Annotated in this window: 22 protein-coding genes and 2 pseudogenes; 9 read left to right on the top strand and 15 right to left on the bottom strand. The window is 60.8% G+C overall.

From position 1 onward, the window contains the following. The 3 genes from ACWEH3_RS33165 to ACWEH3_RS33155 form a co-directional block, all read left to right on the top strand. Positions 1-377: helix-turn-helix domain-containing protein (locus tag ACWEH3_RS33165; protein ID WP_450025015.1), on the top strand; the 377-nt coding region annotated here is incomplete at its 5' end. A gap of 298 nt (positions 378-675) precedes the next feature. Further along, positions 676-1,161 (top strand): hypothetical protein, encoded by a 486-nt coding sequence (locus ACWEH3_RS33160; RefSeq protein ID WP_450025017.1) that lies wholly within the window; start codon positions 676-678, stop codon positions 1,159-1,161. A 302-nt stretch (positions 1,162-1,463) separates the two neighbouring features. Continuing rightward, positions 1,464-1,958 carry a hypothetical protein gene (locus tag ACWEH3_RS33155; RefSeq protein WP_450025019.1) on the top strand — a complete coding sequence of 165 codons (495 nt, stop codon included), beginning with the start codon at positions 1,464-1,466 and terminating at the stop codon, positions 1,956-1,958. On the opposite strand, the gene ACWEH3_RS33150 is transcribed toward ACWEH3_RS33155, so the two are convergent. Next, the gene (locus ACWEH3_RS33150) at positions 1,931-2,353 is read right to left on the bottom strand and encodes a hypothetical protein (RefSeq protein ID WP_450025021.1); all 423 of its coding nucleotides are present in this window, start codon (positions 2,351-2,353) and stop codon (positions 1,931-1,933) included. The genes ACWEH3_RS33155 and ACWEH3_RS33150 overlap by 28 nt on opposite strands. Before the next feature lie 41 nt (positions 2,354-2,394). After that, entirely contained in the window at positions 2,395-3,210 is an 816-nt protein-coding gene (locus ACWEH3_RS33145) for a hypothetical protein (protein ID WP_450025023.1), read from the bottom strand. A gap of 83 nt (positions 3,211-3,293) precedes the next feature. On the opposite strand from ACWEH3_RS33145, the gene ACWEH3_RS33140 reads away from it, so the two are divergent. Continuing rightward, positions 3,294-3,716 (top strand): winged helix-turn-helix transcriptional regulator, encoded by a 423-nt coding sequence (locus ACWEH3_RS33140; protein ID WP_450025025.1) that lies wholly within the window; start codon positions 3,294-3,296, stop codon positions 3,714-3,716. A 187-nt stretch (positions 3,717-3,903) separates the two neighbouring features. On the opposite strand, the gene ACWEH3_RS33135 is transcribed toward ACWEH3_RS33140, so the two are convergent. After that, on the bottom strand, positions 3,904-4,071 hold the full coding sequence (locus ACWEH3_RS33135; protein ID WP_450025027.1) for a hypothetical protein: 168 nt from the start codon (positions 4,069-4,071) through the stop codon (positions 3,904-3,906). Between the two features lie 419 nt (positions 4,072-4,490). On the opposite strand from ACWEH3_RS33135, the gene ACWEH3_RS33130 reads away from it, so the two are divergent. Next, the gene (locus ACWEH3_RS33130) at positions 4,491-4,976 is read left to right on the top strand and encodes a GNAT family N-acetyltransferase (protein WP_450025029.1); all 486 of its coding nucleotides are present in this window, start codon (positions 4,491-4,493) and stop codon (positions 4,974-4,976) included. Positions 4,977-5,011: 35 nt separating this feature from the next. Here ACWEH3_RS33130 and ACWEH3_RS33125 read toward each other — a convergent pair whose 3' ends face one another. The 3 genes and pseudogenes from ACWEH3_RS33125 to ACWEH3_RS33115 form a co-directional block, all read right to left on the bottom strand. Beyond that, entirely contained in the window at positions 5,012-5,725 is a 714-nt protein-coding gene (locus ACWEH3_RS33125; RefSeq protein WP_450025031.1) for an SDR family oxidoreductase, read from the bottom strand. A gap of 1,830 nt (positions 5,726-7,555) precedes the next feature. Then, positions 7,556-8,626 carry an acyl-CoA dehydrogenase family protein gene (locus ACWEH3_RS33120; RefSeq protein ID WP_450025033.1) on the bottom strand — a complete coding sequence of 357 codons (1,071 nt, stop codon included), beginning with the start codon at positions 8,624-8,626 and terminating at the stop codon, positions 7,556-7,558. A gap of 1,600 nt (positions 8,627-10,226) precedes the next feature. After that, positions 10,227-10,516 (bottom strand): annotated as a pseudogene (locus tag ACWEH3_RS33115) (transposase); the annotation flags it as partial. A gap of 89 nt (positions 10,517-10,605) precedes the next feature. On the opposite strand from ACWEH3_RS33115, the pseudogene ACWEH3_RS33110 reads away from it, so the two are divergent. Then, a pseudogene (locus ACWEH3_RS33110) lies at positions 10,606-10,808 on the top strand (transposase); the annotation flags it as partial. A 19-nt stretch (positions 10,809-10,827) separates the two neighbouring features. Continuing rightward, positions 10,828-11,118, top strand: a complete 291-nt coding sequence (locus ACWEH3_RS33105) for a hypothetical protein (protein WP_450025035.1) — start codon at positions 10,828-10,830, stop codon at positions 11,116-11,118. A 169-nt stretch (positions 11,119-11,287) separates the two neighbouring features. On the opposite strand, the gene ACWEH3_RS33100 is transcribed toward ACWEH3_RS33105, so the two are convergent. Then, positions 11,288-11,980 carry a FadR/GntR family transcriptional regulator gene (locus ACWEH3_RS33100; RefSeq protein WP_450025057.1) on the bottom strand — a complete coding sequence of 231 codons (693 nt, stop codon included), beginning with the start codon at positions 11,978-11,980 and terminating at the stop codon, positions 11,288-11,290. A gap of 119 nt (positions 11,981-12,099) precedes the next feature. Here ACWEH3_RS33100 and ACWEH3_RS33095 point away from each other — a divergent pair, with 119 nt between their 5' ends. Continuing rightward, positions 12,100-13,308: a CaiB/BaiF CoA transferase family protein gene (locus ACWEH3_RS33095; protein ID WP_450025037.1), complete on the top strand. Its 1,209-nt coding sequence runs from the start codon at positions 12,100-12,102 to the stop codon at positions 13,306-13,308. After that, on the top strand, positions 13,301-14,824 hold the full coding sequence (locus ACWEH3_RS33090) for a carboxyl transferase domain-containing protein (RefSeq protein ID WP_450025039.1): 1,524 nt from the start codon (positions 13,301-13,303) through the stop codon (positions 14,822-14,824). Before ACWEH3_RS33095 ends, ACWEH3_RS33090 begins: the two co-directional genes overlap by 8 nt. An 18-nt stretch (positions 14,825-14,842) precedes the next feature. Here the strand turns inward: ACWEH3_RS33090 and ACWEH3_RS33085 are convergent, their stop codons facing one another. The 8 genes from ACWEH3_RS33085 to ACWEH3_RS33050 form a co-directional block, all read right to left on the bottom strand. Then, positions 14,843-15,949: an NAD(P)-dependent alcohol dehydrogenase gene (locus ACWEH3_RS33085; protein ID WP_450025041.1), complete on the bottom strand. Its 1,107-nt coding sequence runs from the start codon at positions 15,947-15,949 to the stop codon at positions 14,843-14,845. A gap of 788 nt (positions 15,950-16,737) precedes the next feature. Continuing rightward, on the bottom strand, positions 16,738-17,493 hold the full coding sequence (locus tag ACWEH3_RS33080) for a GntR family transcriptional regulator (protein WP_450025043.1): 756 nt from the start codon (positions 17,491-17,493) through the stop codon (positions 16,738-16,740). A gap of 67 nt (positions 17,494-17,560) precedes the next feature. Beyond that, positions 17,561-18,079, bottom strand: coding sequence for a cupin domain-containing protein (locus ACWEH3_RS33075; protein ID WP_450025045.1), 519 nt, complete (start codon positions 18,077-18,079; stop codon positions 17,561-17,563). Beyond that, positions 18,080-19,519, bottom strand: a complete 1,440-nt coding sequence (locus ACWEH3_RS33070; RefSeq protein WP_450025047.1) for an amidase family protein — start codon at positions 19,517-19,519, stop codon at positions 18,080-18,082. An 8-nt stretch (positions 19,520-19,527) separates the two neighbouring features. Beyond that, positions 19,528-20,163, bottom strand: coding sequence for an FMN-dependent NADH-azoreductase (locus ACWEH3_RS33065; RefSeq protein WP_450025049.1), 636 nt, complete (start codon positions 20,161-20,163; stop codon positions 19,528-19,530). Next, positions 20,160-21,113: a fumarylacetoacetate hydrolase family protein gene (locus tag ACWEH3_RS33060; RefSeq protein WP_450025051.1), complete on the bottom strand. Its 954-nt coding sequence runs from the start codon at positions 21,111-21,113 to the stop codon at positions 20,160-20,162. Before ACWEH3_RS33060 ends, ACWEH3_RS33065 begins: the two co-directional genes overlap by 4 nt. Before the next feature lie 46 nt (positions 21,114-21,159). Next, positions 21,160-22,167 carry an amidohydrolase family protein gene (locus ACWEH3_RS33055; RefSeq protein WP_450025053.1) on the bottom strand — a complete coding sequence of 336 codons (1,008 nt, stop codon included), beginning with the start codon at positions 22,165-22,167 and terminating at the stop codon, positions 21,160-21,162. Between the two features lie 38 nt (positions 22,168-22,205). Then, entirely contained in the window at positions 22,206-22,715 is a 510-nt protein-coding gene (locus ACWEH3_RS33050; protein WP_452358469.1) for an isochorismatase family protein, read from the bottom strand. Positions 22,716-23,131 lie beyond the last annotated feature (416 nt).

Here is a 23,131-nt window from a genome sequence, read left to right as displayed (position 1 = left end):
GGGGCCAGATCAAACCGTCACAACCATGCCCGGCGCGTCGCAAGTGGGGCCAACTCAGACCGTCACACCGGGGCCAGATCAGGCTGCCACAGCCACTGCGCTGGGCGCTGGGCGCTGGGCGCCACGATGGACGCGATCCTGAAGCCAACCGGGAGGGCATGATGAAACGCCAGATCAGCTACCAGTGGCGGCTGCGCGAAGTGATGGCCACCCACGGCATGTTCGCCACCACCGACCTCGAACCTCATCTGCACGATCGGGACATCAACCTGTTCTCGGTCCAGGTCTGGCGCCTGGTCACGCAAACCCCGGAAAGGCTGTCCATGCCGGTGCTGGCGGCGCTCTGCGACATATTCGATTGCACCCAGCCGATTTGATCGCCACCAGTGCTGAGATCGTCGCGCCCCGCAAGACCGCAGCCGCCGGCGCGAACGTCGTCGACATGGCCGCAACGATCCGGCCCAAACGAGCCCGCATCCGCCCCGAAGGATGAGCCTGCCACCGACCCGGGAACAGCTCGAACGCTGGCAGAAACGCGACTGCGTTCGCTGCGGCCGACACGCCTATGTCGCCGCCTACTGGCCCGACGGCACAGTCTGCCGCACCTGCTGCGACCGCGCGCTGCGGATTCGCGGCGGCTGCCCAGACTGCAGCTAGGACCGCGTCCTGCCGGGGTTGACGCCCGACCGGACCCCGATCTGCACCGGATGCGCAGGCTTCCGGACCTCGGTCGCCTGCGTCCGCTGCGGCACCGAAGGAAAGCTGCACCGCGGCAGGCTTTGCAGCCAGTGCTCACTCGTCGACCGGCTCACCAGCCTGCTCGACGACGGAACCGAGCAGGTCCGGACCGAACTGACACCCCTGCTCGATGCCCTCACCACGATGGAGAACCCGGGACCTGGGCTGAACTGGCTCTACAACCCCTACGTCCCACGCTTCCTCCGCGGCCTCGTCAATGGATCGATACCGTTGATGCACAACGCCTTCGACGAGATCGAACCCTGGCGGGCGGCCGCGCATCTGCGCGAACTGCTGATGAGCTGCGGACTGCTGCCGACGGTCGACAAGCAGCTGCTGCTATTCGAACGCTGGCTGCCCGGTCACTTCGCCTCGATCGGCGACCACCACCATCGCCGGATGGTGAAAGAGTTCGCCACCTGAAAGGTTCAGCCCTGGCTGCGGGCGCGGGCCGAACGCGGACCCTTGACACCGAGCAGCCGCCGCAACGCCGGCGCCCAGATCATGCGAGCCACCGAGTTTCTGGCCTGGCTCAGCGACTCCAATCTGATCCTGCGCCGCTGCGATCAGGCGACGCTCGACCGCTGGCACGCCACCCACCCGGGACATCAGCGCGCCAGCTGCAAACCGTTCTTCGACTGGGCGAAGTCCTCCGGCCGCATGTCCCGGCTGGATATCCGGCCTCACCGGGCCGGCCCGGCCAACCGCTCGCCCAGCATCGGCGCTTGCAGATACTTCGAAAACTCCTCACCGACAACGAGATAGACCTCCGGATGCGAGTCGCGTTCACGCTGCTGCTGCTCTACGGCCAGCCACTCAGCAGAATCGTCCGGCTCACAATCGAGGATGTCATCATCAGCGACGACGGTGTCTCAATCCGATTCGGGAAACCACCGACACCAGTTCCCGTGCCGTTCGCCGACATGGTCCTCGACCTGATCGACCAGCGCACGAACATGCGGACCGCGACGAACCCGAACTCCCTCTGGCTGTTTCCAGGCCGCCGCGCCAGCCAACCCCTCCGACCCGAAATCCCTCGGCCAGCAGTCCGCCGAGAACGGCGTCCCCACCATCACCGGCCGGGTCTCCGTCCTGCGCCAACTGGTCCTGCAAGCATCATCGCCGACGCCCTCGGCATCCACTACACCACCCCTCACCGGCACCACGACTACGTCGGCGGCACCTGGAACCGTTACGCATCCAGCGACCACAGCCGCTGACCGCTACCGGCCCGGCGGACCGGAATACCGACTACCTGAATACCGGGCCCTGCCAGTCCGGGACCCCTGTTCACCAGTGCGCCACCGTAGATGGCGCCGTTCGGGCTTCCCGGTTGGGCGGATAGTGGTTGCGGGCCGAAGCCGGCGGCATCGATCAGCAATGCCCGGCCGTCGCGCTCGACCATCGGGCCACCGATGCTGGCCACCAGGTACCCAGAGTCGTCGAGGTATTTTGGATGCGCCGACCACGCCTGCGCGGTGCTGCCGGGCAGCCACGGGCGCGGGCACCCTGCACCGTCGGGCACGAACGACACCCGCGTCGCGCCCAGCTGTATCGAACCGATACCCGCCGCTCGGCTCCACCGCTCGTCGCGGTCAACCTGCGGATGTGTCATGACGTTCCTCCCTTCGTCGACGGATCCGGTGACGGCCATCCTCAGGCTTGGCCGGGCCGCGAGGAGGCCACGCTGTCGGCAGCGACGGTCAGCGGGTCCGTGAGTGGTCGTCGGAGGATTTTGCGCAGGTCCGGGCCGGTGTCGGCGAGGAAGCCGTGCCGGACGCTGGAGGCGATCGAGGCCAGCATGGGTGGCTGGAAGGGCAGCAGGTCGCCGGAGGCGAGCAGCCGAGCACGGTATTCACCCAGGTCGAGCGTTATGTGGGCGACACCGAGGCGGGCAGCGACGTCGTCGGCGGTGATGGGTTCGCCGACCAGCTCGTAGGTTCTGCCCGCGTGCGCTGCAGGTGCCTCGGCTACGGTCGCCGCGGCCGCCGCGAGATCCTGGCGGGCCACCGCTGCCAGCACGCCGGTCCCGAAAGCCGATTCCAGCCCGCGGGGTGTCCATGTCAGTAGCGCACCGAACAGCTCGGCGTACAAGCCGTTGCGCAGCACGGTCCACGCCAGTCCGCTGGCGGTGAGCAACCGCTCGGTCGCGCGGTGCGCGAGAGCGAATCCCAAGTGGTCACCGGCAGCGGTGAGGCTGGTGTAGACGACATGGCCGACACCGTCGCGAACGGCCGCGTCGAGGACTACACGGTGGCGGGCCACGACTCGATCGTCCTCGGCGTAGCCGGCCGAGACCAGCACCAGCGTGGGCACCCCCTGCAGGTCGAGACCGGCCGGATCATCGAAGTCCAGCCGCCGCACGCCCTCGCGCGCGGTATGGCTGCCACCGACGACGTCGGCACCCCGCTCCCGCAGCTCGGTCAGGATGAGGGAGGCAAGATTGCCGCTGGCCCCGGTAACCAAGATCATGACTACACTACTCCTGAGTAGTTCTTTTCGGTAACTACTATGACTTTGATTCACTCGAGATTTACTCGCAAGGAGGCAGTTTGATGTCACCAACGCACACCGCGGTAACCGCCGGGGTGGCTGAACTCGCCTCGTGCGGGCAGCCCGATCACCGCGACTGCGGTATCCGCGATGTCCTCGACCGCGTCGGGGACAAGTGGTCGGTCCTGGTGATCGTCGAGCTGGCGAACGGGCCGCGCCGCTTCAATCAGGTGCACCGCGCCATCGACGGCATCTCCCAGCGCATGCTCACCCTCACCGTGCGGCGACTCGAACGAGACGGACTGGTGGATCGCACCGTCTACCCGACCGTGCCCACCCAGGTCGATTACCGACTCACCGAGACCGGGGCGAGCCTCACCCATCTCGTCAAAGCCCTCGCCGACTGGTCACTGGCCCACCGTGAAGTCATCGCCCACGCCCGCCGAACCTACGACCAGAAGAACCCAGACAACGAAATGCGATAAACCACCACCCCGGCACCACCATTGACCGAGCATAGGCATCGCGCCACTCGGACGTAACCGATCCAGGGCGGCCCTCGGCAACGGCACGGTCACCCTCGTCGTATGTCAGGCAATCAGCCTAGTTCTTAAGATTGACTGCTGTCCGACGACTTTAGCTCTCCATACACGCACGCCGCGGTACGATAATTCAGCCCTGCGCAGCCAGCGGCCCCGATCGGTGCGCGCCACTTACCGACACACCTCGCCGCAGCGCGTCGGTGCCGATCAGATGTGGACAGTTCCGGACATCACCCTGCGGTAGCGCGAGCTGGCGCATCTGCTCGACGAGGTCCTTGCGCACATCTCCCCGGCGCATATCGAGAACATCAATGATTCACTTCGGAACGCGCGGGGTCGACCTCCCGAGCAGAAGCAGCAGGGCGGTTCCAGCGTTCTGATGAACGTACTGCCCGACATCTGAACATCAGCTGGCGCGATAGATAACTGCTGCACTAGTTCGGCAGTCGTGATGGCTTAATGCAACCTTTGTCAACGGGGCCGCCGGCGCCTACGGTGCCTCGATGCTGCATGCCGACGCCGAGCAGCCCCTGGATCGTCGCTCGGCGCCGCTCGCGCTGCATTCCCGGAACCCCAGAGCCTGGGATCTGTGCCCGATGGGCTTTGCTGGTACGGCCGGTGAAGTCGTAGAAGGCGATCGTAGGTCGTGTTGGCCATTCCCGAAAGGCTCAGAAAACACTTGCCGCCGCGGCCGTTCAGCGACGAAGCTCGTTGCTCGTGACCACGACCCCCAGCACCGGCCCGGCCGCCCACCCGCCCGAACCGACATCGGTGACCATCCGCCCCTACCGCCCCGCCGACGAGGAAACCGTTGTCGGCCTTTGGAGCCGTGCCACCCGCATCGCACACCCCTTCTTCACCGACGCGGGCACCGGGGAACGCGAACGCAAGTTGCGTGAGATCTACCTCGTCCATGCCGACCATTGGGTTGCCGAAACCCCGGCTCACGGCGTGGTCGGACTGCTGGGAATGCTCGAGAACAAGATCGGCGGCCTGTTCGTCGACCCCCCAGCCCAAAAGACAGGCATCGGACGGCAACTGGTCGCCCACGCACTACACCTGCACCCCACCGTGACACTCGACGTCTTCGAACTCAACACCACCGCCCGCGCGTTCTACACCCACCTGGGATTCCGCGAAATCACCCGCCACCTCGACCCCGACACCAACCACACCCTCATCACGCTCGAAATCACCGCATAAAGACCGAGCTCTGCCAGCGTGTGGACCGCGACACGTCATCGCAACGTGTAACCACCGTCGGGAGACAAAATCGATCCGGTCGTGTAAGTATTGGTCATCAGGTAGAGGACAGCCTGCGCGACCTCCCCGACTGTGCCGGCACGGCCCGACAAGGTGGCTTCCTTGTATGTCTCAAAGTTGTGTCGCCGCACCTCCGCTGGTACGCGTGTCCACAGATCGCTGTCGATGAGGCCGGGTGAGACCACGTTCACCCTAATCGGATGCAGCTCGACGGCCAGTGCCTTGCCCAAGCTCTCCAGCGCGCCGTTGCATGCGGCGTACGCCGCGCCGTCAACCGGCGGGCGTACGCTGTATGCACCAGCCATCAAAACAATCGAACCCGCCGGAGTCAGTTTAGGCACCGCATGCTTGACCGCGTGATATTGCCCCCAGAACTTCGACCTGAACGGACTCTCTGCGAGTTCGTCGCTGATCTCGGTCAACTTGCCTCTACCGTAGGATGATCCGGGCGTGAATAAATGATCGAGGCGGTCCACCGACTCGAAGAAGGTTGCGATCGACGCCTTCTCTGTGACATCGACCGTCCAACCCCGCGCGGATGGCCCGAGTGCGCTGAGGGCGGCATCAAGCCGCTCGGCATCACGCCCGCCGACGACGACCTCACCACCATATGCAATTACCTGCCGAGCCACCTCGAAACCGATCCCCGAGCTCCCACCGATGATCACCACTGTCTGGTCTGTAAGCACCTCGGTAGCAAGGCCTGTTCCGCGACTATTTATTCCCGGCCCCAGCCGCAAGGGCCGAGAGCTTGAATCAGGCGCCGAGACGTTATCTCACGCCGTTGTGGTTCATTGGTGTGCAGTACTGGCTGTGCTGCATATTGTTTGGCTGTAGTGGCCAGTAGCCGAAGTGTTGCCGCACCGCCTGGTGCCGGACAGGCTGCGGGTGCCGGTCGAGCCTTTGGTAGCCGAGGATCGAGCCCCGCGCCGGCCCGAAAATCGCTTACCCAGCCATGCTCGCGGCCATGACGCGTTTCAACTGTCTGCCACTCGACTCATCGAAACCACCGACCGCGCGAAGACCATTTGCGCTGACCAAGCCTCTGGAGGTCGCGACGAGATGCTCCACTACGCGTGGAACATCGCAGTTACGCAATCGATTGGCCAGCCCCACCAGGAGCCGCTGCAGCCTATTGCCTCCTCGCAGCCCTCATACCCCTCGCAGCGATGTCGTCGCCGTTGTCATATCGCTGGAACAGAGAACAACCCTACAGGCGCGCTCTACGATTCGACGCCCTACGTCCCGACCTGAGTCAACTGCTCGGCATATTAAATTCCGCACTCTCGATCGGATTCGCTGACCAATTGCTCCTAGGATCCGAGGAGTCGTCTATGCAGCAGTGCCGGGTGCTTGCCGCCTGGTACTCGGATTTGCTTCACCTGTGTGACGGCGACGGCAACGGCCCGGAACGCATAGGGCCGTTGTTCGCATCGCCCGCCGCTGACGCCACCCGATCGCAGGCTGTCCGATCGCAGGCCGATGCCTCACCCTGTCGTGTTCGACACCGGAACCTCCCGGGGGCACACCGTCGCGGTCTCGGCTGCGCAAGTACGCATACACGGTCTCGTGGCTGACACCGACCTGCCTGGCCAGACTGTTTTTTGATTCCCCTGCGGCAGGGCGGGCGCGCAACGAGTCAGTTCGGGGGCTGGAAGGCCTCGGCGAAATTGCTTCCGAAACCCGCTGACAGCCTGATGCTCTGCGCATGATCGTGATCCAATGGATCCGGCACTCACTCTGATCGTCGAGTGCGCACCCCTCCTTCGGCAACGGCCCCGCCTTCATCCTTGCAGCTGATCGCCGGCGGGGCTGTACGCATCCGCCGCACACTGTTCGTCGGCTTCAGTCCAACGACTCCACCGCAGACGCCGCAAAACCGTGCGCTGAGCAGCGATCCCGGCAGCGCGGGCGGGCCGCAGGTGGCGAAGCGCGGCGCAACCAGAGCGGCGAAGGGGACACCGCCGCCACGCTCTCCAACATCGGGGCGATACCCGGGGTGAAACCACTGATCCGGCGAGGAGAATGGGCATTCGGGAATGACACCGCGACATGGCGGGCCTCCCCTTGCAGGGAGAGGAGAGCCCCGAGCCAGCGACAACGACGAAATACTGCCGCTGAGGATCGAGACTCTCCAGTGGTGGAGTCCGGCCCGAGGCGAGCGGCATTTTCGCCCACACAAATAGCCGCCGCATGCCGCTTGACGGCGGTGCCCGACGATTCCGACGCCAGCTGACAAGCACCTTACACGGGAAGGGGATGTGACAGGCGGCAACGGGATAGTCGACAGGTAGGCGGTCTCGAACGGATCGACCGGCCACGACCTGGACGAGAGGCCACCCTCGGTGGGTGAGGGCTTCGTCATTATCTGCGGTAGATCCTTAAACGCCGGCTTTTCTCGCGAATGTTCCCCAACCCCCGAGCCACAAGCCCCAGCCCTGAACAACGGGTTCGCTGCCCGGGCGCTGGCCGCACAGCAGAAGGTAGCGTTGTCCTCCTTTTGGAGACTCCTCAACTCTCTACCATCGCTTCTTGCGGGGGTCAGGCGGTCTATTCCTACCGCTTGATATGTTGATCAAATGGATGACCTCGTCGGCCAGGCTGTAATAGCGGTGCAGTGTCGAGGATATATTGCCGATCGTGTCGGCGGCGAGGTTGCGGCATTTCAACACAGCCGCAGGGAAATCCCCGGTGAGAAGGCTCGCTAGCTTTACGATGCTGCAGTCAACCTGTTCATTTAGATCAGAATTTCCCTCAGCTCGCGCGAGCACTGAAATAACCTCCAGCGTATTCGTATGCAGGTTATGAGAAATATCCCGAAGATCGGAGATCTCACTAGCTGCTATCTTGAATTTAGCCGACGACCACTCTGTACTTCGATGAATTCTGACCTGCTCGGCAGTTTGGGCCAGCAAACCTTTCAGCAGTCCGTCTGCGACCGAACCGCCGCAAGCAACTCTCAGCCGGTGGATGTCCTGAGCTTGAGCAGGTAGCAGATGTTCGATGGAAATTTCTAACCCTTCGAAGTTCACCGATGGCGTGGCCCCTCTGATCGCGTCGGGATGCTCACTGCGGATGATGCCCCGTGCGTCAGCTTCTACAACAGCTACACCGAGATCCGTCGGTATCAGCAGCCAGCGAGCGAGATCGATGTATGGAACGCTGATCTTATGACCGGTGATTCGCGCGATGTTGTTGCCGTCGGTCTCTGCCACTGCCTTAGATAGTGTCACGAATGCCGCACCCGGCTCATGGAGAGCCGCGGTTATTATTGCGCCTTCGGCGACCGCTGGGAGAATGCCCTGCGCCAACGCATCTGGTGCTGTTGCGACCAGCGAAAGCACTCCGAATCCCAATGTCTCCAAAGCGGGTACGCGCACGGCATCGGTCGCCAGTTCCCTCAGAATAGTGGCAACCTCAGGCAAACCTTTGCCAGCACCACCGAAGCGTTCGGGTATAGCGATGGATACCAGTCCTGCGGCAACTAACTCCGGCCACAGCGAGAGGTCGCGCGCAGCATTCTTTTCTAGCAAGCTAACGACAGCTTCGGCGACTAAATCTACATCATCTTCGTCTGGGAGTAATTGCAATTCTTGCTACCTCTTGAAATCGAAATCGTACTCGCGGATTCTCTTCCGGGATCGGTTCCCGGCGGAGCGGAAGTCTCCTGAAGTCGGGCTGCGCGGGCGCGGGCGTGACGTGCCGCCCATCTCTGTAGCCCTGCGGTGGCAACGACAGCGCAGCGTGCTCCGCAAGGCCCGATCCAAGGCCGGGTCAACCACGGGATAGCGAATCAACCTCTCACCCTTTTCCCAGGAGCGATTTCGGCCCTGCCGCCGGGCCGACGGCAGGGCGCAAAATTGCGCACCTCGGCCATGACCGCCCCGCGGTGCTGACAGACGACGCTTTCACAGATCAGCGCGGCGAGTTGAATCGGAAGTGCCCACCGGCGAAGTTTCTCCATTCTGATTATCTGTACCTGCCTCGACGAGCAAACATTAGCTTGTCCCCAAGCAGGGTGGTTACGTGATGAAGGTCACCCATTCACTGGCGCAGCATGCTTCAACTTCAATCTCAATCATTTGTATAGAACGAAATTTCCTAATTCACCGATGTAGCGAAACGATGAAAAAGGCCTGTTAGAAACTTCCATGTCCTACGCGGAGCGGTTCACCAAACCTGCTGCATGCGGTCCACCCACTCCGTGGGGTCCCGCGACGGCGGTCTACCCGCACAAAGACCCCGGCCGAGCCTTCCTACCCTGCTGGGTGCCCTGCCGCGCCACCGCACACAACGAGCCAACGGGAACAGCGGACTCTGCTGCAGAACTCGGCGCAATGGCGCCCTGGTGGACTTTCGCATCGCCCGTTGCCTCGCCCGATCGCAGGCCACGCCTCACCCTCTGATGCGTTTGTGGTGTCGGGTCCGTGTTGGCGCCAGCGGTGGGCGAGGGTGCGCAGCAGCTGCTCGGTGGCATCGGGATCGCCGCCCAAGCAAGAACGGGGAACCGGCGTTGGTTACCCCCGGGCACGCCGTCCGGTCCGGAACAGGGGGCTGGAGGACCTCGGCGAAATTTCTTCCAGAACCCGCTGACAGCCTGACGCTTTGTGCGGGATCGTGATCCAATGGATCTGGCACTCATCCCGACCATCGAGTGCGCAACCCCTCGGTAACGGCCCCGCCTTCGTCCTTGCGCCTGATCACAGGCGGGGCTGTTACGCATCTGCCGCGCACTGTTCAGGGTTCCGGACTTCGTGATCTGGACGCCTACGACGACGACTGAGCAGAGGTACATCAGTAGCCGGAGGCTGTCGAGCGGACGGGTTGAACGTCATTCTAGGATTCGCCGGGTCATGACTCGTCGATGACTTCGATGCGGTGGTTATCGAGGATATGCCCGTTTTCGTCATCGATCCGAGGGCTTCAAGTCTGGATTTGACGGTCGGATGTACCCCGTTTCACGAAGTGCATCTTCAGTTGTGGCGGCTTGCCGTCTACCCAGTACTCGGGGCTCATGTGGGAGCTGGCGAGCCATCAGCGGGCTTGCGCTGAGATCATGGACGTTGTCAAGTTTCTGCGCCATTCGAATCTCACCCCTCGTATCCCCGAATTATCGCATCGGGTCCGTACAGAGCGGCATCGTTGATCTTGCGCCCGGTTGGCCGGGTCCTGCCGCCGTGGCGAGTTCGTGTCCCTGGGCACCTCGATCTCGACCGGCCCAATCTCGGTCAGCACCGTCTTCGACCGGGCACCGTTGCGAGAGTTGCCAGTTCCACGATCGGCCGGGTCGTGTTTCTCATACCCCACGTGCTCGGCCATCTCCGCCTACAAAGCGGTTCCAGCACGTTCTTCGTGAGCTGGTTGAGCAGCCCACCCGGGCCGAGCAGCTCCACGCCCTGCTGCTTGGCTTGGGCCAGCAGCTGCTGGGCCGGCTTCTTCTGATCCACCGCATCCACCACGGATTCGAGTGTCTCCGACATCAAATGATCCTTCCCGCCGAACCCTCAGGCTCGGCCAGACAGACCGAAATCAGATCCACCGGAGATCAGACACTGCCTCGGTGGGCATCATGTCCGCTGTGTCGAGGCCGGCGGTTGCTCGGTATCAGGTGTTGACGGACAAGCAGTGGGAGTTGCTGAAGCTGTTGTTGCTGAAATCCGAAGCGCGGATGGGTCGTAACGTCGCCGACAACCGGCTGGTGGTGGAGGGATGCTGTACCGGTTGCGAACGCGTTCGCCCTGGCGGGACCTGCCGCGGGAGTTCGGGCCGTGGTAGACGGTGTGGAAGCGGCATGGGCATCTGGTCGCCGATGGTCATGGGAAGCGGTCGCGGTACCCGCCTCGACGGCGGTCCGCCACGGCGCAACCCGCAGCAGGGGGTGATCGCCGATAAGGCGTACTCCTCGGCAGCATCCGGCCTTTCTGCGGCGCAAGCGATCCGCACCGTCATTCCCGAACGATCCGACCAGCCCGCCCGTCGCAAACGCAAAGGTCGCCATGGTGGGCGGGCACCTGATATGGATCGGGCAACCTACGAGCGGCGCAACGCCATCGAACGTGCCTTCGACAAGGCCAAGCACTAGCGTGCGGCGGTCACCCGGTACGACAAGTTGGCCATCACCTATCGCGGCCGGAGTCGTCCCGGCCCTGATCATCGAATGACTCAAGTCATTGGAAGACACAACCTAGTCCTCCAAGCCCACGCATCCAAGACGCCTGCCGCCTACCGATACACTGGATACAGTTGAACTGTCAACCTTCGCGCAGTAGGGCAACGTCCGAGATGAGCCGGATGTGATCCGCCATAGCTTTGGCTGCACCATGCGAGTTCCGCTCACGCACAGCGGCCGCGATACGGCGGTGGCCCTCCAAGGAGGCCCGTGGCCGATCAGTCTGCGAGAGCGACTCGATGCGCGTCTCGCGGACAAGCTCCGAGATTTCGTGCATAAGCTTGGCCAGCAGCGAAGAATGCGCGGCGACCGTGATGGCTTCGTGAAATCTCCGGTCCCCGTCAAGGCCGCGACCGCCTGCATCAATTTCGGCCTCCATCGACCTGATCGCGTCATCGATCGCATCCATCTCAGAATCGGTGCGTCGTTGTGCCGCCAGGCTGGCTAATTTCACTTCGAGCGCCTCGCGGGCGTCGATGATGTCCGGAAGACGATCTGCATGTTCGCGCAAAGCGCGAATAGCGCGATCCTCGGTCGGTCTGCGCATCAGGACAGCGCCGTCGCCATGTCGTACGGATAGCACGCCCTGCACTTCCAACGCCACCAACGCCTGACTGAGCGATGCCCGGCTCACTCCGAGCTGCGTTGCGAGATCACGCTCCGGAGGGAGGCGGTCACCGGGTGTCATCTCGTTATCAGCCACGTAGGCGCACAGTCGCTCTACAAGTACTTCGTAGAGCCGGGGCCGGGTTACTGGCTTAAGTTGCTGGACCACTGACTCACCCACTCTCTGATCCATAGGTTAGCAAAGACCCACACCGCTCTTGACAACATCCGCGCCTGCGCGGAACATTGGCTAGGCCACTAGGCCACTAGGCCATTTAGGAAGGTGTCATGACTGTTGACGCATCTGCTTCACCCTGCGGATCACAGGGACCGCTCAGTGGCCTGGTGATCCTCGACCTCACCCGAGCATTGGCCGGACCGCACGCTGCGATGATGTTCGGCGATCTCGGAGCGGAAGTAATCAAGATCGAAAATCCCGACGGTGGAGACGACACCCGCGGCTGGGGTCCCCCCTTTATCGACATCGGAGGTAACCGCCGAGAGTCGACGTACTTCCTGGCCGCCAATCGCAATAAAAAATCGATCACGGTCGACCTGAAGCAGGAGTCCGGTAAGGCGACGCTGCGTTCCTTGATCCGTCGCTCCGATGTACTCATGGAAAACTTTCGACCAGGCGTGCTCGATCGTCTCGGGTTCTCGCATGAGCGGCTTGCCGAACTGAATCCGCGGATGGTCGTGCTGTCGATCACCGGCTTCGGACATGACGGGCCAGAAGGCGGGCGAGCTGGCTACGACCAGATCGCGCAGGGCGAAGCCGGCCTAATGTCGGTGACCGGATCCTCACCTCAGGATCCTCAACGCGTGGGTGTCCCCATAGCCGACCTGCTCGCGGGCATGTACGGAGCATTCGGCGTTCTGGCCGCTCTGCACGAGCGAGCGCGAACCAATCGTGGACAGGTAGTGCGCACCTCACTACTCGCAGCCGTGGTCGGCGTTCATGCCTTTCAGGGCACGAAATGGACGGTCGCGCGGCAGGTGGGCCAACCGGCGGGTAATCATCACCCGTCGATCTGCCCGTATGGACTCTTCCACGCCGCCGACGGGGTCGTCCAGATCGCTGTCGGGAGCGAAGGGCTGTGGTCACGCTTCTGCATGGAATTCGGATTCGATCCCAATGCCGCCGGAATGGCAACTAACGCGGAACGTGTCAGCAACCGCGAGAAGGTTCAGGCGATGATCCAAAACGCCTTCTCCCGTTACCCGACGGAGGCACTGCTCGATGAACTAGACCGAATCGGGGTTCCTGCCGGCCGACTTCGCTCAATTGAAGAGGTGTATGAATGGGAGCAGACTCTATCACAAGGGTTGGTAATCAACGTCAATCACGCCACTCTGGGCTCCATCGCGCTGCCCGGCCCTCCACTCAGATTCTTCGACGCCGACGGCCGTGAACGCACTCGGCGCCATCACCAACCGCCTCCTGTATTGGGTGCCGACAATCACATACTTGACGCGGCGAGGCATGTCGATGACTAGACTGACTGCAACAGGTTTGATCGACCTCATCATCGACCCCGGATCGTGGACGTCATGGGATGCTTCAATCGATATGGCGGCTGGTCCAGTCGACTACACCGATACAATTGCGGACGCTCAGGCCCGCACCGGTCTGGACGAGTCCGTGATCACCGGTACCGCATTAATGAATGGCCATCTACTAACAATAATTGCCTCGGAATTTGAATTTCTCGGCGGTTCGATTGGAACTGCGGCGGCCACACGCATCACAGAGGCTATTCGTCGGGCAACAGTACATCGGCTGCCAATCCTCGCCCTGCCCACCTCCGGAGGAACTCGCATGCAGGAAGGAACCATTGCATTCTTGCAAATTGTGCGGATCGCCTCAGCACTGGCTGACTACAAAGCCGGTACGCTGCCGTATCTAGTGTATCTTCGACATCCAACCACCGGCGGCGTCTTCGCATCGTGGGCCTCACTCGGCCATATCACCCTCGCAGAGCCCGGCGCTTTGATCGGCTTCCTCGGGCCAAAGGTGTATCAAGCGATTAAAGGTTCTCCGTTTCCGACCGGAATTCAAACCGCGGAGAACCTGTACACACACGGAATCGTCGACGCCATCGTCCCTCCGAGTGAATTGCGGCGCATTGTTGCAGATGTGCTCGATATGGTCACCACGGGTCAGCAAACGGCAACTATCACGTCGTTCGAACCCAGAACGATGGAAGACGTTACCAGCCGATCGGCATGGAGTTCAGTGATCGCGTCGCGAGATCCACAACGGCCGGGTGTGCGGGAATTGCTAGCACTCGCAGACAAGGCAGTCAGTCTACACGGCACAGGCAGCGGGGAAGTTGATCCGTCAATCACAGTGGCGCTGGCTATGTTTGACAAAATAACGTGCGTACTGGTAGGTCAGGACCGCCACGCGCAAACCGATCTCGGTGTAGGACCGTCCGCATTGCGTCAGGCGCGCAGGGGAATTCAACTGGCCGCAGATCTCAATTTACCGATGGTATTCATCATCGATACCTTAGGCGGTGAGTTATCGGTGACTGCCGAAGAACGGGCGCTCTCGGGCGAGATCGCACGATGCCTCGCCGATATGATTACGGTCTCCGTTCCTACACTGTCGATCATTCTCGGACAAGGGACTGGTGGCGCGGCGCTGGCGCTGCTTGCGGCTGATCGCCTTCTCGCGGCAAGCAACAGCTGGCTATCACCACTTCCTCCTGAAGGAGCCAGCGCGATCCTCTATTCCACCACCGCTCGAGCAGCCGAAGTAGCTCAAAGTCAGGGCATCCGGGCGGTAGATCTACTCGCGTACGGCGCTGTCGATCACATCATCGGCGAATACCACAGTGCCGTCGATGAGGCTGACACATTCATCAACCGCGTTGCCGCGGCCATCCCGCGAGAACTTTCCGCGCTGACAGCTCTTGACTCCAGCGTACGCATGAGCCGTCGACAAGCCCGGTTCGACTACCTTGCCGATTCGTCGCCCCAGACTACAAGACTCGACGATAGCATGTGATCCATCCTGCGGCGACTGTCAAAACACCAGCACAGGTTTGATGACGTCGCCGTGAGTCATCGCGGACGCAGCGGCCTCTATGTCGGCGAACGGAAAAACAGTGATCAGCTGGCCGACCGGCAGTTGATTGCGAAGGACCATCTCGGCGAGCTGAGGCAGGAAAATTCCAGGGTTACTGGCACCTTCCACGATGCCGACGACATGAATATTGTTATTTACCAAGCGGGCTACGTTCACCGCAGCCGAGACATCGAACGGTGGAGACCCAACGATACCTGCGATGCCCTGCGGCGCTAGGCTGCTCAACGCGGCGCCGAAAGCATCTGGATTTCCGCTGCTTTCGATTGCGGTTTGTGCCCCGCCAGCGGTGATGTCGAGAATCGCACTGACCGGATCGTCACGGCGAGCGTTAACCACATGCGTAGCTCCGAGAGCGCGCGCGACAGCAAGACGAGAATCGCGAACGTCAACGACGATGATGTCGACAGGAAGCAGGTTCGCAGCCATCACGGCTGCTAGCCCTACCGCGCCTGCCCCGAAGACAGCAATGCTGCTTCCTACTTTCGGACGTAGCACATTCATTACAGCACCGGCGCCCGTTTGGATCGCGCAGCCCAGAGGAGCAAGCAGTTCCGGGCGAATATCTGCGTCAATTGGAATCGCGTTGCGGTCGTTGGCCAAAGCGTATGTCGCGAACGATGATTGGCCAAAAAAGCTGCCATGTAACGGTGCCTCGCCGCGCCGTAGCGTCGACGAGCCGTCCGGACGCGACCCGTTGCGAAAGTTGCGCGCGACAAAATCATTGCATGCATAAGGCGCGCCAGATAGGCAGGACGTGCAACGCCCGCACGAATCAAAGGTGAGAATCACGCGGTCACCGGTGTGCGCGCTGCGTACTGCGCTGCCAACCTCCTCGACTATCCCTACACCTTCGTGACCAGGCACCCCAGGCAATGGAAAGGGAAAATCACCGTCGCGCGCCGCCAGATCAGCGTGACACATCCCTACCGCCTCGAGACGTACGCGTAACTCGTGCGGACCGGGCTCATCCAGAGAAGCATCGATTAGATCGAACTGCGCCCGTGGTTCAGTAACTGCGGCGACAGTCACCGGTTGAGTACTCATGTATCCGCCTTTCACTTACTAATTCATATTAAATTTGCGTCGCCCGTGCATCTCTGATCCGGAGCGGATCAGTGAGCTCCTGTCGCGCATGCGGACCGCTGCAATCCATACGATTTCACTTCCACCGACCATTGGAGATAGTGTCTCATCTCCACCGGGCGGCCACACCAGAGTGCGCCTACCATTCAATGCGCGTGGTCAGTAAGCCGCAAAAGTGTCCTAGCGAGAGTCGCTGTAGTAAGAATGTACGTCAAGATGACATGGGTTCGCTTCGCCTTCGATGTCGTCAGGCGTGATTCATCACCTGCCGAAATATCTAGTCACACAGTTCCATCACATCGCTAGCCAGATCGGTGAGCGGAGTCGGTTCGAAGACCAGGCTGCTGAACTGACCACAGATGGCACTCTTGCGCTCTTGCCCTTACGATAAACCCTTCGAACGGCGCCTAATGAGCAGAGGAACTAATTTTGGCTTCAGCGATTCGACCAAACTACCATCTTGGTCCTGCCAATCAGGTGTCCGAAGACTTTTCTGGACGTGGCAACCCCGCACCGGCTTTGCGATATCGCCATGGCGGCTTGATCGGTGAGTATAGCCACCGATTCCATCACCAAGCGCCTCACTATTCAGCCCCGCACATCGGCATGCACGTGAGCCACTCCAGCACTGTCGCATGTCACGCGAGAAGCGGTCAGGATAATCCCGACTTAATCACTTTGTCTATCGATCGAACTTCCCCTCCTACCGTGACAGAGTTGCAATTTTATTTCCCATATGGAGCCAGACTTCAGGACAGTGCTTGTAGTGCCACCACGAGCTTGTCGGTGGTACGGCGGATATGACGCGTCAGCCGCTCACACGCTAGATCAGCGTCTCGGCCGAGACACGCTTCGAGAATCTCGCGGTGCTCGGTCACAAGATCTCTGTCCTGGTCGTGCCCTAATGGTGCGGACAGTTGACGGTACAGCTCAGACGAGTCGCGCCAGGTACTCGCAACAGATAGCAAGAGGCGATTCGCGCACCCTCCGAGCAGGCCTTGATGGAAGAGCCGATGCGCCTCTGTCCAGTCGTCACCGGTCCGTTCAGAGTCCTGCGTGTCCCGCTGGGGTGTCCGCTCCAGCACGTGGTGAGCCGCGACGATGCGCGCCTCCCATTGGACGTCACCCTCGGCGATGGCATGACGCAGTGTCAGCGACTCGATCTCGCAGCGCGCTTGAGTGAGTTCTAACAGCGCGGGCACCGAGATCTCGACCACACGGAAGCCGTGCTGCGCGATGGAGTCAACTAGACCTTGCTCGACGAGCCGATTGAGCGCTTCACGAATCACGCCGATGCTACTTTCGTAGCGCGCGACCAGATCAGCGAAACGCAGAGGCTGACCCGGCGTTAACCGACCCGACAAGATATCTCCCCGAATCACCGCGTAGACAGCATCGGTTCGGCTCACCGCACCGGAAGACTTTGCGGCCTGTCGGCTCGCCACCTTGGATCGAGCCTTACGGGACTGGGGGGAAGACGACGAGGGCGACACGATGCACAGCATATCAGCCACCTTTTCGTTATTTCAAAAATTAGACTACCAGCTGACCCGACTATTCCACCGAGTGATGTCACTCCAAGCCGAGATCAGCTGCGAGAGGAGGCCCGACGATATCCACTCGATGCTTTTGCCCTACCGCATTGGCCTGCTCAAGGTTCTTCATCTTATCGCCAAGGCTGTTGAACTCTACCAGCGCTTCATCGTAGCCGCCCGGAGTCATAATGTTGATGGCCCGAACGGGAGGTTGATCTTTGTGCACATTGTCAAACGTGTGCACTACACCGGGGGGGATAGTAATGAAATCACCTGGCCCGAGGTCGAATATCTCACCGTCAGCCTTGAACGTCAAGACACCGTCGAGGACATAGAAGCTGTCTTGCTGATCCCAATGTACGTGCAGCGGAGGGCCTTCGAGATAGCCTAGGGTGCCCACCAAAAAATCCAGCCGATTCTCGGTGTGATGGCCAGCGGCCTTGACAAGCCATGGCCAAACATCATCTCCTTCACTGTCGCGAACGATACGCGCCTGCGGTTTGATTTCCTTGTCTCCCGACTGCGGTACGGCAGATACATCTTCCAGTCGCGTCATTTATGATTCATCCTTCCTTACAAACGATGGCGTTCTACGCCAATGATTGGTGGCCTGCTCGAACAACTCCGCTATCTGAAGTATCTTGAAGTCACTGTTCGGCTTCCCGGCCAACTGCAGACCGACAGGATTGCCGCTGCTACTGAATCCCGCTGGCACTGCAAGGGAAGGCCAGCCAAGCGTACTGAGATGCCAGCAGGCTCGCATCCAGTCGATGTAATCGGTCATAGCCTGACCCGCCACCGTCGGTGGCCAGCGCTGCTCAGCGGGAAACGGTAGCACTTGAGCGACCGGCGAGGCGAGCACATCGAAATTGGCGAGCAAAGCGGTGGTGCGCTCGACTATGGCAGCATTCATGTGCTGGACAGAAGCCAGCTCAGTGCGGGTGATTGCCGCTCCGCGCTCCAATTCATCAACCACTTCTGGCTTCAACGAGTCGCGGTGCCGTTTGAGCAAGTGCCCCCAGGTCAGATGATAATTCCATGCCCTTGACGTTCGAAATACTTCATCTACACCGGTCAAGTCGGGCTCAACATCATGGATTACGCATCCCAGGTCGGCAAGTATCATCCGTACTTCGGCCAGGACGTCCAGCACCGGTTGTTCTACGGGCAATCCCCCAAGGTTACGGCTCCATGCGATCCGAATTCCGGTTGGGTCGATGCCGAACTGGGTGGCGGGATTTATGTCCTCCGCATCAAGACTGAGCGTAGCAGCTGGCGCGAGCACAGTAAGCAACAGTCGCGTATCTGCTACTGTGCGCCCCATAGGACCAGAAGTGGTCAGCATATGCCATGGGCTATGAGACGGCGCTGGAGACACAGTGCCCGGTGTCGGGCGAAATCCGACAACATTGCAGAATGCGGCAGGATTGCGGAGGGACCCCCCGGTGTCGCTTCCGTCCGCAAGCGCAGACATTCCAGAGGCCAGTGCGGCAGCGGCCCCGCCACTTGAACCGCCCGCTGACCGCGCCGGATCGTAGGGATTGACAGTGGTGCCGAATAGTTCATTAAAGGTATGTGACCCTGCAGCGAACTCCGGAACATTACTCTTTCCCAGTATCACAGCGCCAGCTGCACGCATCCGTGCGGCAGTCTCGTCGTCGACCGATGGGACGAAGTTGGCAAAGACGGGCGATCCATATGTAGTTCGTACGCCGGACACTGCGACGGTATCCTTGATCACCGACGGTAGACCCTCCAGTGGGCGAGCCTCTCCGCGTCGCAACCGCCGATCGGATTCTGCGGCCGCCTGTTCGGCCTCTGGCAAGCAGGTGGTAACGATGGCATTAATGGCGGGATTAAGACAATTGATGACGTCTAGATGTGCGGCTAGCAAGTCCATCGCGGAGATGTCGCCGTCCCTCAAGAGACGTCGTTGCTCGATTGCAGGTAACCGCGTCAGCGAAAGATGTGAAGGGGCCGGATTCATTGCGGCCATGCGGACTCCTACGGTATCTGTGTCAACGCATCGATTTGGTTTTCAGCGTCGCGCAATGACTGTTCACCCAATGCATGCAACGACGGATTGGGGGAATCCGGCCCCGTGAACATCGTTAATTCTGCGACGACGAACTCGATATTTCTGACTCCGATGAACTCGAGTACTTTCTGTAGGTAAGGCTCTTGAAAGTTCCAATCAGCTCGAGGTGTCCCAGGTCCGTACCCACCCCCACGCGCAATCACTACGATCGCGGAAAGATCGAGCAGGCCTTGGCCAGACGTCTGATCAAAGGTGTAGCCGGGCCACACGATGTGGTCGATCCACGCTTTCATCGCAGACGGGACGCCGAAGTTGTGCATCGGCGTCGCCAGCAGCAGCAGGTCGGCGGCACGAACCTCGTCTATGAGCTGCTCGGTCAGAATTATCTCTTGCGGCTTGTTGTGCGCATACGAACCTGGTCGGTACATGAAGTGGTCGGCTTGGCGCTCATTGATGTGCGGCAGCGGATCAGCGGCAAGATCGCGGTGAATGATCGTACCGTTGGGATTAGCGGTGTACCACCGATCGGCAAACCGCGCCGATAACGCATGAGAGATGGAATCTTTCCGGGTGCTCACTTCAATGTGAAGCAGAGTTTTCATCGATCTGCACCAGATCGGGACGTGGACGCGGTCGCGGTCAGAGTGGTAGGTAATTCTACTTGCGGGCCGAGAACCGGATTGCTTAGGACGCAGTCACCGACCTGCACCTCGACCAGGTCGCCCTCGCGCAGGAAACGTTGCGGTTCGCGCGACATACCGATACCAGCAGGAGTTCCGGTGACGACTATGTCGCCGGGTACCAAGGTCATAAACGAACTAAGGAAGCTCAGCGTGTGGGCGACCGAAAAAATCATGTCACCTACGGTCGCCCGCTGCACGGTTTCACCGTTCAGCCGAGTGCACAACTCAAGGCTGTTTTCCGCCAACGCGCCATCGTCCACAGTCAGAAAAGGTCCGCATGGGCCGAATCCATCGATCGCTTTTCCCGCGGTCCACTGCGGGGTAAGTAGCTGCAAATCACGTGCCGATACATCGTTGAAAGGCATCCACCCGGCTACCGCCGCAAGTGCATCTTCTTCCTTCGCACTTCGCAGTGCGGTACCAATGACCACAGCGATCTCGCCTTCATAGTCAACGTTCTCCGACCAGCCGAGAGGTAGACGAATTGGCTCACCGTGACCGAGTAACGAGTTATTAAACTTGGCGAACAGCATGGGCGCAGACGGTATCTCCTGTGCGGTCTCTGCCGCGTGGTCACGATAGTTCAAACCAAGACAGATAATTTTGTCGGGGTCAGGAACAGGAGGAGCCAAACGAGCGTTCGAAGCCGGCTGCAGACCCGACCCACCCGAATTCACTAACTGCCGGGCGCTGTCGTATACCCGTGCGCGGACATCGGGTTGAACCGATACGATCCCGCGCACGGTAAGAAACTTCTGCGAATCATCAATACCACATTCGCGTGCGGCTAGCGCCGCGTCAACTAGCTGACCATCGACGGCGAACGCAGCCGTCAATCGGTTGCCGTCGTGATATGTCGCAAGGTGCATCAAAATCTCCTGTAACGGTGGGTAAGTATCCTATGGCTCCCGTCGGCTAAAATCCGGACACCAGACGCGGCAGCAAAGTCTCAGCGTTGAGTCGTGCGATCCGTTGAAAGTCGCGGTCGTTCAGCGCATCACTGGTTGCGAGGTGCGCGGCGTTGACTGCACATGCCGTTGCCGGCATGAATGGGAAGTCGGAGCCGTACAATATACGTTCTGGATTGGCCATCCGCTGCAATGCGGGAAAGGCAAATGGACTGGCGCTCATGGCGACCTCGTAGTACTGCCTCTGCAGCAAGCCGACCAGATCAGCGGGCTGCCGGTCGGCCAACGAAGCATCGATCTGCGTACCGAAAGTCAACCGTTCGGCAAGGTACGGTACAGTTCCCCCGCCATGCGCGAAGATAAACCGAATATCCGGATAGCGTTCGAAAGTACCATTGTACAAGAGTTGAGCCAAAGCTCGTGTAGTGTCGAAGGGGAACTCGCAAAGTGAGACAGGAAGTCCGAAGTTCGGCTGGTCCTTGGCGGGTGGCACCGTGGGATGGATGAATGCCACCGCGCGACGTCTATTCAAATCCTCAAGAAGCGGATGGAAAGCGTCGTCTCCGAGGTAGGTACCACCATAATTCGTGAACAGACCGACACCGTCGAGACCCAACTTATCGAGCGCATAGGACACCTCCGCGATAGCGGCATCAGTATCAGGCAGCGGGATTGCAGCCCATCCCCCGAATCTTCCTTCATGTGTCCGCCCAAGATCGGCGATAAAATCGTTGATCTGATGCGCCAGCCGTGGGGCGAGGTCGGGATCGAGAGATACCCCCGGCACAGTCAGCGAGACAATAGCCGTCTCGACGCCTTGCCGATCCATCATCTCCAGGCTGGACTGCGGTTTCCAGGATGGGTAATCAACACCCTGAATCGCATGAGCATACCCACTGCCCTTCAGCGCCGCGCTGTAGAAATCGGGCACTATGTGGTGGTGCACATCGACCGCCGCCGAGAACGCTCGCGACGTGGTGGCGCCTGATTTGCCAAAGGCTTCTGTAGATCCCATTTTCGGTACTCCTTTGTCAGCAAGTCGGAAACATCCAGTCATAGACGCATGCGAACAGTCCGCTCCGTCTCATCCGGAGACCGGGTGGCGCAGACACGGCCACAGCCGAACGCATCTGCTTCCTGGCAGCCATAGGTGAGTCCATCCCACGCCGAGACCGGACTCGTCGGACGGGATGCGCATGCATTCTCAAGTAACACCACGCGATAGTCGCCCATCATCAGCGCGTCAGTGGTCGCCTGGATGCAGCTCCACGGCGACGGGCCTGCAGTCACAGCTGTTCTGGCGCCCCGGGCGTCGAGACGCTGCGGTAGATCACCGACAGCAAATGGGCTGAGGCGTGTCTTCTGGAGGAGCCACGCCCAGGGTTGTGCCACAACGTCATTGTTCACCTCCCTAAGAGCGCCCTCCGCAACGTCGCCCCTCCCCTCGGGGGAGAAATCATCCGTCCGCCCTTCAGCACCTTTGCCAGGAAAGCAGGTCCGCATACCCAGCACCTCACCCCCGGCGGCACACCGCTCTTCCAGTGCGCGGATTAAAGCCTTCACAGCCAGGCTGGCTAACTCCACCTGACCTATAGGGGGCCCGGTAGCCGCCGCCCACCCGGCCGCGGCTACCGAGCAAAGCGGGTTGGGCGGGCGCGCAGGCAGGGCATCGTCGCCGTCCACGCAGATCCTCCTGACTATGTATCGGAGTCTATTTTCGAAATTATCTCATATCTTCGAATTCTGCAAGCCGAGCGTCGGTTCCGGCGCAGACCTGAGCGACGCCAATGTGGTAGGTCTCTTCAACCAAGAGCTGAGCGAGGCGCATGCGACCTCGAGACGTCGTCAAGTTGTGGTTGACCACTACGGGGACACGGATGGATGACTGAACCGTCGACGGCTTGGGGGCCGCTTCTTCTTAGAGGAAGATGGTCGCCATCATGTCGAAGCGTTACCCGCCCGAGGTTGGTGAGAAGGCT

This window comes from Nocardia sp. NPDC004718 (assembly GCF_053601535.1).
This window is presented reverse-complemented; position numbering and strand designations above follow the sequence as displayed.